At 65.4% G+C, this 7,695-nt stretch carries 7 protein-coding genes; 3 read left to right on the top strand and 4 right to left on the bottom strand.

The window, feature by feature from the left end:
• Positions 1-522, top strand: a 522-nt coding sequence (locus Q0693_RS02370) for a hypothetical protein (protein ID WP_298628901.1), incomplete at its 5' end; no start/stop codon positions are given.
• Between the two features lie 4 nt (positions 523-526).
• Here the strand turns inward: Q0693_RS02370 and Q0693_RS02365 are convergent.
• The 3 genes from Q0693_RS02365 to Q0693_RS02355 form a co-directional block, all read right to left on the bottom strand.
• A complete protein-coding gene (locus Q0693_RS02365; protein ID WP_243028167.1) occupies positions 527-736 on the bottom strand; it encodes a heavy-metal-associated domain-containing protein in 210 nt (69 codons plus the stop codon).
• A gap of 4 nt (positions 737-740) precedes the next feature.
• Positions 741-1,166 (bottom strand): DUF1999 family protein, encoded by a 426-nt coding sequence (locus Q0693_RS02360; RefSeq protein ID WP_243030411.1) that lies wholly within the window; start codon positions 1,164-1,166, stop codon positions 741-743.
• Positions 1,167-1,230: 64 nt separating this feature from the next.
• Positions 1,231-2,559, bottom strand: a complete 1,329-nt coding sequence (locus Q0693_RS02355) for a VWA domain-containing protein (protein WP_298628897.1) — start codon at positions 2,557-2,559, stop codon at positions 1,231-1,233.
• Positions 2,560-2,661: 102 nt separating this feature from the next.
• Here Q0693_RS02355 and tsaD point away from each other — a divergent pair, with 102 nt between their 5' ends.
• The gene (gene tsaD, locus Q0693_RS02350) at positions 2,662-3,633 is read left to right on the top strand and encodes a tRNA (adenosine(37)-N6)-threonylcarbamoyltransferase complex transferase subunit TsaD (protein WP_298628894.1); all 972 of its coding nucleotides are present in this window, start codon (positions 2,662-2,664) and stop codon (positions 3,631-3,633) included.
• Between the two features lie 38 nt (positions 3,634-3,671).
• Entirely contained in the window at positions 3,672-6,668 is a 2,997-nt protein-coding gene (gene secA / locus Q0693_RS02345; protein ID WP_298628892.1) for a preprotein translocase subunit SecA, read from the top strand.
• Positions 6,669-6,842: 174 nt separating this feature from the next.
• Here the strand turns inward: secA and Q0693_RS02340 are convergent.
• On the bottom strand, positions 6,843-7,695 hold an 853-nt coding region (locus Q0693_RS02340; protein WP_298628890.1), incomplete at its 5' end, for a GIY-YIG nuclease family protein.

Here is a 7,695-nt window from a genome sequence, read left to right as displayed (position 1 = left end):
TTCTTAATGGAGGTTTTTGGCTCCGCTCAACCCCTTTTTCTATTCCTTGCCGGTTTCGGGGGCGGCCTGCTTTCCCGGCTCCTACGGGTGGTGCGAACCGACAGGCTTCCCACGGACTACGGGGCCTACTGGGTACCCCTGTTTCTGTCCCCTGTACTGGGTGGGCTTGCGGCCCTCCTGGGGGTGTTGGTTGTGGAACTGGGGGTGGGGCTAAAGCTCCTTGGGGAAGGGGTTACGGGCCTGCTCCAGCCCCCCTCGGTGTACGGACTAGGGGTGGTCTTGGCCTTTAGTGAGCGCCTCTTCCAGGGGCTCTCCCAGGGGGTGGAGGACAGGTTGCTCCCTCCTCCCGGGAAGGGAGGCGGAAGCCCTGCGCCTCCCCCACCCGCCGGTGGCACCCCAGGCGGGGCGGGGTCCACTGGGGGTGGGCCTAAATGTCATCCCTCAGTAGGGCAAGGGAAGGGGCAGGGCGGCGATGGTAATAGCCTGCCCAGCGTTCCGGAGGAGATGCCTTCCCGAAGGTAGCCCCTTAGAGCATCCCTGCCAGGAAGCCCTCCTCCCGGATGGTGCGCAACAGGTCCATCACCGTGAGGACCTGGGGGTCGTACTCCACCAGGACCTGGGCGGGGCCGGTGGCCTGGACCTCGGAGGTTCCCTCCAGGTTCCGCAAGGCCGCAAGGATCCGTTCCATGCCCTCTGGGGTGGGCTCCCCCCGGATGCCGATGAGGACGCGGTTCATGCCCCTATTCTAGAACGCCCCGGGCCTCCCCCCTTGCCCCCCGGCTTCCCAGGATGCGCACCGCCAGCACCAGGGGGCCTAGGTGGAATCCCTGGGCCTCTAGAGCCCTTTTGAGGGCTTCCCGGTTGGGGTCCAGGTGCAGGGCCACCTCGTAGACCCCAGCGTCGTAGGCGCTTTTCACCACGGCCGCCAGGAGGCCTTCCAGGGTGGCCTGGTCCTCACCCTCTATCCGGCTTATGAGGACCGTGGTGGCCTCCCCTTGCCAAAGGGCCTGGGCCAGGGCGAAGCCCTTGGGCTCCTCCCCTTCCTCCGCCAGGAAGGAGTGCCCGGTGCGGGCGAAAAAGCGCACCGCTCCCCGGCTTAGGGGCCGGTTTCCCGCCACCCGGTTCAGGAGATCCAGATCCAGCTCGCTAAAGGGACGGAAGCGCATGGGCCCACTATGCCACCCCACCGGGGCTTTCGCCAAGCCAAGGGGGATGGGGCCAAGGGGGGCCTTATCCCTTTTGGGCTTCTGGCCTTGGGCGGAAGAGGAAGGCCTCCAGGAGGAGGACCATGGCCGCCAGGAGGGCCAGATAGCGGCCTGCCCCCCCTTGCTCCTTGGGCAGGAAGCTGGGCCCGGGGGTGGGGAGTAGGGTTTCCCCTGGGGAGAGAAGCCCGCTTCGCACCTCCCGGTAGGGCCTGAGGAAGTTGTAGACCAAGATGGGGAAAAAGGGACGGTCCTGGATGGCCGCCAAAGGCGGTAGGTATAGCCCCTTTTCGCTGAAGAAGATGAGCCCCCCCTCCTCGCCCTCGGCTAGGGGTTGCCAGGGCCCTTTGGGGGGTGGAGGGGAGGGCAGGCGTTCGCCCAAGAGGGCCACGCCTTCCAGGAGGGGATGGGGGGTGGTGGCCAGGACCGGGACCGGGTTCCCCCCTTGGGGGGCCAGGTAGAGGGTGGGCCTATCGGGCAGGCCCTCCGGTACCCCGATGCGCACCTCCACCTCGTCCCCCGGGGCCGTTCCCAGGAGCAGGAAGAGCCTCTCCAGGGCGGGGGCCTTGGGGTAGACCACCCCAGGCCGCCTAAGGCCGAAGCTGGCCTGGTCGTCCAGGTCTAGGGCGTCCCCGTTTAGGAGGCGGGCGGTGAAGGTGGAGGGAAGCTTCTCCAGCCGGGCAAAGCCCCCGGGGGGGACCGGCACCTCCTCCACCTTGCCCCCCACCTCCACCCGGGCGGTGAGGGTACGGCCCGCGCTGTTCCCCAGGGCCAAGAACCCCGGGGCCACGGCCGCGATCCCCAGGTTCTCCTGGGGAGTCCCCACGCCGATGTACCCCTCTACCCCGGGGGGCGGGGGGGCGTCGCTGGCCACCACCACGGGGGCCTTTAGGAGCCTTCTGCCTAAGGCGATGGCCTCCTCCAGCCGGGCCTCCCGGTCCTGGGCCTCCAGCTCTAAAAGCCTCCCCTTTAGGGCGATGCCCGGGGCGGGGCCAAAGGCTTCAGGCCTTTCCCCCGCCCGCACCAGCACCGCCTCCGGGGTCCTTTCCAGAAGGGGAAGGAGTCTTTCCTTAGCCAGGTCCAGCCGGGTTTTGGCCCCTTCCCGGGCGGCCATGCTGGCGGAGGCGTCCACCACCAGGACCAGGGGGGAGGGTCCTAAGGGGGGGTCCTCGAGGGCCAGGACCATGAGGGCCGCCCCCAGGAGGAGGAGGAGGAGCCTTAGGTCCCACCGCGGCCGCAAGCGTCTCCTCCTGCCCCTTGACCAAAGCCACACCCCCGCCCAGGGGCGCACCCTGGGCCTCCTCGCCCGGTAGAGGAGGTAGACCAGGAGGAGGACCGGGAGGAGGAGCCAGAGCATCCCCCTTAGCCTAGCCGGGCCCCTCGGCGTCTGCTAGGGTAGTAAGGGCCCAGGGGCTTGGGCAGGTCCGGATTCCCGGGGCGGGGGTTTGGAGGAAAGGCCATGTGGACTTTGGGCATAGACACCTCGTGCGACGACACCGGGGTGGGCTTGGTACGGGATGGGGAGGTGGTGGTCAACCTGGTGGCCAGCCAGGTGGCCCTGCACCAGGCCTTTGGCGGGGTGGTGCCCGAGCTGGCGAGCCGCGAGCACCTCAAGGCCCTTCCCCTCCTGGTGAAGGAGGCCTTGGCCCAGGCGGGGATCGGGCCCAAGGACCTCTCCCTGGTGGCGGCTACCCGGGGTCCGGGGCTCATCGGGGCCCTGCTGGTGGGATACACCTTCGCCAAGGGGCTGGCTTGGGCCCTGGATAGGCCCTTTTACGCCATCCACCACCTCGAGGCCCACATTGTGGCCGCTTGGCCCGAGGGCTTAAACCCCCCTTTCCTGGCCCTGGTGGCCTCCGGGGGGCACACCCACCTCTTCCTGGTGGAGGCCTTGGGCCGCTACCGCCTCCTGGGGGCCACCCGGGACGATGCCGCCGGGGAGGCCTTTGACAAGGTGGCCAGGCTTCTGGGCCTGGGGTTTCCCGGGGGGCCGGAGATCGAACGTCTGGCCCAGGAGGCCAAGGAGAAGGTGCCCTTCCCGGTGCCCCTACGGGAGCAGAAGGGCTATGACTTCAGCTTCTCCGGCCTTAAGACCAAGGCGGTGCAGCTTCTGGAGGCGGGGCACGAGGCCCCGGCCTTGGCCAAGGGCTTCCAGGAGGCGGCGGTGGAACATTTGGCCCAGGTGGTCCTCCGGGCCGCCAAGGACACCGGCCACCGGGTGCTCCTGGTGGCGGGGGGGGTGGCGGCCAACCGCGCCCTGCAGGCCCGCTTCCAGAAGGCGGGGCTTACCGTCTACTTCCCCCCTAAAGGGCTTTCCCAGGATAACGGGGCCATGGTGGCCTTGGCCGCCTGGCGTCGCCACCAAGCGGGTTGTTCCCCTAGCCCCTTATCCCTGGGGGCCGCCGCCTACTGGCCCTTGGAAGAGGCCTGAAGGCTTTCTCATCCAATAGGGGTACAATCGGCCTTAGGATGCTGGGCCTCATACGGAAGCTTTTTGACAACAACGAGCGGGAGATCGCCCGCTACTACAAGCAAGTGGTGGAGCCCACCAACCGGCTGGAGCCGGAGGTGGAGAAGATCCCTGACCTGGCTGCGGCCTATGCGGAACTCAGGGAGAAACACCAAAAGGGGGCAAGCCTGGAGGAGCTTCTCCCCATGGCCTTCGCCCTGACCCGGGAATCCGCCAAGCGCTATTTGGGCCTGCGCCACTTTGACGTGCAGCTCATCGGCGGGGCGGTCCTCCACGAGGGCAAGATCGCCGAGATGAAGACCGGGGAGGGGAAGACCCTGGTGGCCACCCTGGCCGTGGCCTTGAACGCCCTGAGGGGTAGGGGTGTGCACGTGGTCACGGTGAACGACTACCTGGCCCGGCGCGACGCCGAGTGGATGGGGCCCGTGTACCGGGGCCTGGGCCTCAGCGTGGGGGCGATCCAGCACAGCTCCACCCCCGAGGAGCGCCGCAAGGCCTACCTGGCGGACGTCACCTACGTGACCAACTCCGAGCTGGGCTTTGACTACCTGCGGGACAACATGGCCATAGCCCCGGACCAGCTGGTCCTGCGCCACGATACCCCCTTGCACTACGCCATCATTGACGAGGTGGACTCCATCCTCATTGACGAGGCCCGCACCCCCCTCATCATCTCGGGCCCCGCGGAGAAGGCCACCGACCTCTACTACAAGATGGCGGAGATCGCCAAGAAGCTGGAAAGGGGCCTGCCCGCCGAGCCCGGGGTGCGCAAGGAGCCCACGGGGGACTACACCATTGAGGAGAAGAACCGCTCCGTGCACCTCACCCTCCAGGGCATCGCCAAGGCGGAAAAGCTCTTGGGGGTGGAAGGGCTTTTCAGCCCGGAGAACATGGAGCTGGCCCACATGCTCATCCAGGCCATCCGGGCCAAGGAGCTCTACCACCGGGACCGGGACTACATCGTCCAGGATGGCCAGGTGATCATCGTGGACGAGTTCACCGGCCGGCTCATGCCGGGGCGGCGGTATGGGGAGGGCCTGCACCAGGCCATAGAGGCCAAGGAGGGGGTGCGCATAGAGCGGGAGAACCAGACCCTGGCCACCATCACCTACCAGAACTTCTTCCGCCTCTACGAGAAGCGGGCGGGCATGACCGGTACCGCCAAGACCGAGGAGAAGGAGTTCCAGGAGATCTACGGCATGGACGTGGTGGTGGTGCCCACCAACCGTCCCATGATCCGCAAGGACTACCCCGATGTGGTCTACCGCACGGAAAAGGGCAAGTTCTATGCGGTGGTGGAGGAGATCGCCGAGAAGTACGAGAGGGGCCAGCCCGTCTTGGTGGGCACCATCAGCATTGAGAAGTCGGAAAGGCTTTCCCAGATGCTCAAGGAGCCCCGCCTCTACCTGCCCCGGCTGGAGATGCGCCTGGAGCTATTCAAGAAGGCCAGCCAGAAGCAGCAGGGGGAGGCGTGGGAGCGCCTGAGGAAGCTCTTGGAAAAGCCCACCCAGCTCAAGGACGAGGACCTGGCCCCCTTTGAGGAGCTCATCCCGGCCAAAGGCAACCTGAGGGCGGCTTGGGAAGGTCTGAAGCGGGCGGTGCACACCCTGGCCGTGCTGCGCCAGGGCATCCCCCACCAGGTGCTCAACGCCAAGCACCACGCCAAGGAGGCGGAGATCGTGGCCCAGGCGGGCCGGAGCAAGACGGTCACCATCGCCACCAACATGGCGGGCCGGGGCACGGACATCAAGCTGGGCGGAAACCCCGAGTACCTGGCGGCGGCCCTTCTGGAGAAGGAGGGCTTTGACCGTTACGAGTGGAAGGTGGAGCTCTTCATCAAGAAGATGGTGGCGGGCCAGGAGGAGGAGGCCCGGGCCTTGGCCCAGGAGCTGGGAATCAAGCCCGAGCTTCAGGAAAGGATCCGCCAGATCCGGGAGGAGTGCAAGGCGGACGAGGAGAGGGTGCGAGGGCTGGGAGGGCTTTTCATCCTGGGCACCGAGCGGCACGAGTCCCGCCGCATTGACAACCAGCTCCGGGGCCGCGCCGGGCGCCAGGGGGACCCGGGTGGAAGCCGCTTTTATGTCAGCTTTGACGACGATCTCATGCGCCTCTTTGCCTCGGACCGGGTCATCGCCATGCTGGACCGCATGGGCTTTGACGATTCCGAGCCCATAGAGCACCCCATGGTGACCCGGTCCATTGAGCGGGCACAAAAGCGGGTGGAGGACCGGAACTTCGCCATCCGCAAGCAGCTTTTGCAGTTTGACGACGTGATGGCCCGCCAGCGGGAGGTCATCTACGCCCAGCGCCGCCTAATCCTCTTGGGCAAGGACGAGGAGGTGAAGGAAGCGGCCTTGGGCATGGTGGAGGAGACGGTGGCGGGGATAGCGGAAAACGTCCTCAACCCCCAGGTGCACCCGGAGGACTGGGACCTCGAGGCCCTCAAGGCCACCCTCCTGGACACCGTGCCCCAGCTGGAAGGCTTCCCCTTTGAAGACCTCCGCGCCCTGAAGCCCGAAGAGGGCGTGGAACGCCTGGTGGAGGCGGCCCTAAAGGCCTACGAGGCCAGGGAGGCGGAGCTTTCCCCACCCCTCATGCGGGCGGTGGAGCGCTTCGTGATCCTCAATGTGGTGGACTCCGCCTGGAAGGAGCACCTTCACAACCTGGATGTGCTCCGGCAGGGCATCTTCCTCCGGGGCTACGGGCAAAAAGACCCCTTCCAGGAGTACAAGATTGAGGCCACCCGGCTTTTCAACGACATGGTGGGCTTCATCAAAGGGGAGGTGGCCAAGTTCCTCTTCCGGCTCAAGGTGGAGGCGGAGCCCGTGCGCCCGGTGCGGGAAGCCCCGTACGTGCCCGTTCCCTCCCCTAAGGAGGAGGCCCGGCCCTTTGGCGTGGAGAAGAAGCGCCCTGCCACCCCACCTCCCCAGCCGGGTCTTTCCCGGGCCGAGCGCCGGCGGCTGATGCGGGAGGAGAAGAAGCGCAAGAAGGAGTGAGTTTTCCTCAATGTTCCCCTGCCCAGCTTTTAGGTAACCGTACAGGAGCCGCTACATGGTACCCATTGGTTAGACGGGCTGCCTAACAGCTTGTCGGGGGCGTCGCGAAAGGATGTCACCCGATGCCCTCGCCTAAGTGAGGGTGGTCCCCACGAACATGAATTCAGTATGGGGTCAGTGCGTTTCTTCTATTGTGCCCGTGCTCAACTGTTCGTCCCGAATCTGTTTGAGCGTACGCCCACTTTTATCCTTCCACTGTGTGAGCCCGTTAACAGAGCGGCCGAGGAGCACGCCAGCCGCGGTGGATGGGGAGTTGAAGCTATAGCTCTGGGTTAAACGGTAAATCTCCCCTTCGTCCTTCAGTACACCCGCATTTACCAACGACTCTCGGAGCCCTTGCAAATGCTTAGGAATGGACGGCACCTCGTCCTTAAAGGCCTCGGAGCCGGTGAGGACAATAAAGCCTCCGCTGCTCTCAAACCCGCGGGCTTTGATTGTGATGGTTCCTCTCGTACTTTCCAGGTATAGAACCTGCTCCCCTAGTACAGGTACCGCACTGGCTTTCTCGAAAAAGGTGACACCCATGATGGGAAGGCACAGCAGCATATCCCGAAGGAATGCTTCGGCGTCCGCGGCATCGGCTTCCGACAGTGTAGGTGGTTGTGGGAGGTTTCCGTTGTCCAGCTCCGCGCGCTTGGCCTCACTAGCCAATTGCACAAGCCGTGCCTCTAGGTATTGGACGTGTGCTTTATTGAGGTTCTGGTCCTTGCTGGCGAAGACGATTGCGTGTGTCCAAAAGTTCTTGTATCTTGCGTGCTGCTCCAGCCTAGGCAGCACTGGGTTCCCTTCGCCTATATATACGCGGGGTAACTGGCTTTTATCGCTCGGACCCCATAAGACGTACACGCCAGTGCGCTGAAGCTCAACACGCTTGCGAACCTCACCAAGGAGAGGGCGAGGAAAAGCCAACCCCTGTCCGATCCAGTTAGCCTTCTCTACAATTCGCAAGCCTTCGGGATCGCCAGAG

Source organism: uncultured Thermus sp., from assembly GCF_938010445.1.
Classification (GTDB): Bacteria; Deinococcota; Deinococci; order Deinococcales; family Thermaceae; genus Thermus; species Thermus altitudinis.
This window is presented reverse-complemented; position numbering and strand designations above follow the sequence as displayed.

What these genes read in the sequence shown, in the direction of transcription:
- Q0693_RS02365 (WP_243028167.1), bottom strand. Translation starts at nt 736, where the DNA reads ATGAACCGCGTCCTCATCGGCATCCGGGGGGAGCCCACCCCAGAGGGC.
- Q0693_RS02360 (WP_243030411.1), bottom strand. Translation starts at nt 1,166, where the DNA reads ATGCGCTTCCGTCCCTTTAGCGAGCTGGATCTGGATCTCCTGAACCGG.
- Q0693_RS02355 (WP_298628897.1), bottom strand. Translation starts at nt 2,559, where the DNA reads ATGCTCTGGCTCCTCCTCCCGGTCCTCCTCCTGGTCTACCTCCTCTAC.
- tsaD (WP_298628894.1), top strand. Translation starts at nt 2,662, where the DNA reads ATGTGGACTTTGGGCATAGACACCTCGTGCGACGACACCGGGGTGGGC.
- secA (WP_298628892.1), top strand. Translation starts at nt 3,672, where the DNA reads ATGCTGGGCCTCATACGGAAGCTTTTTGACAACAACGAGCGGGAGATC.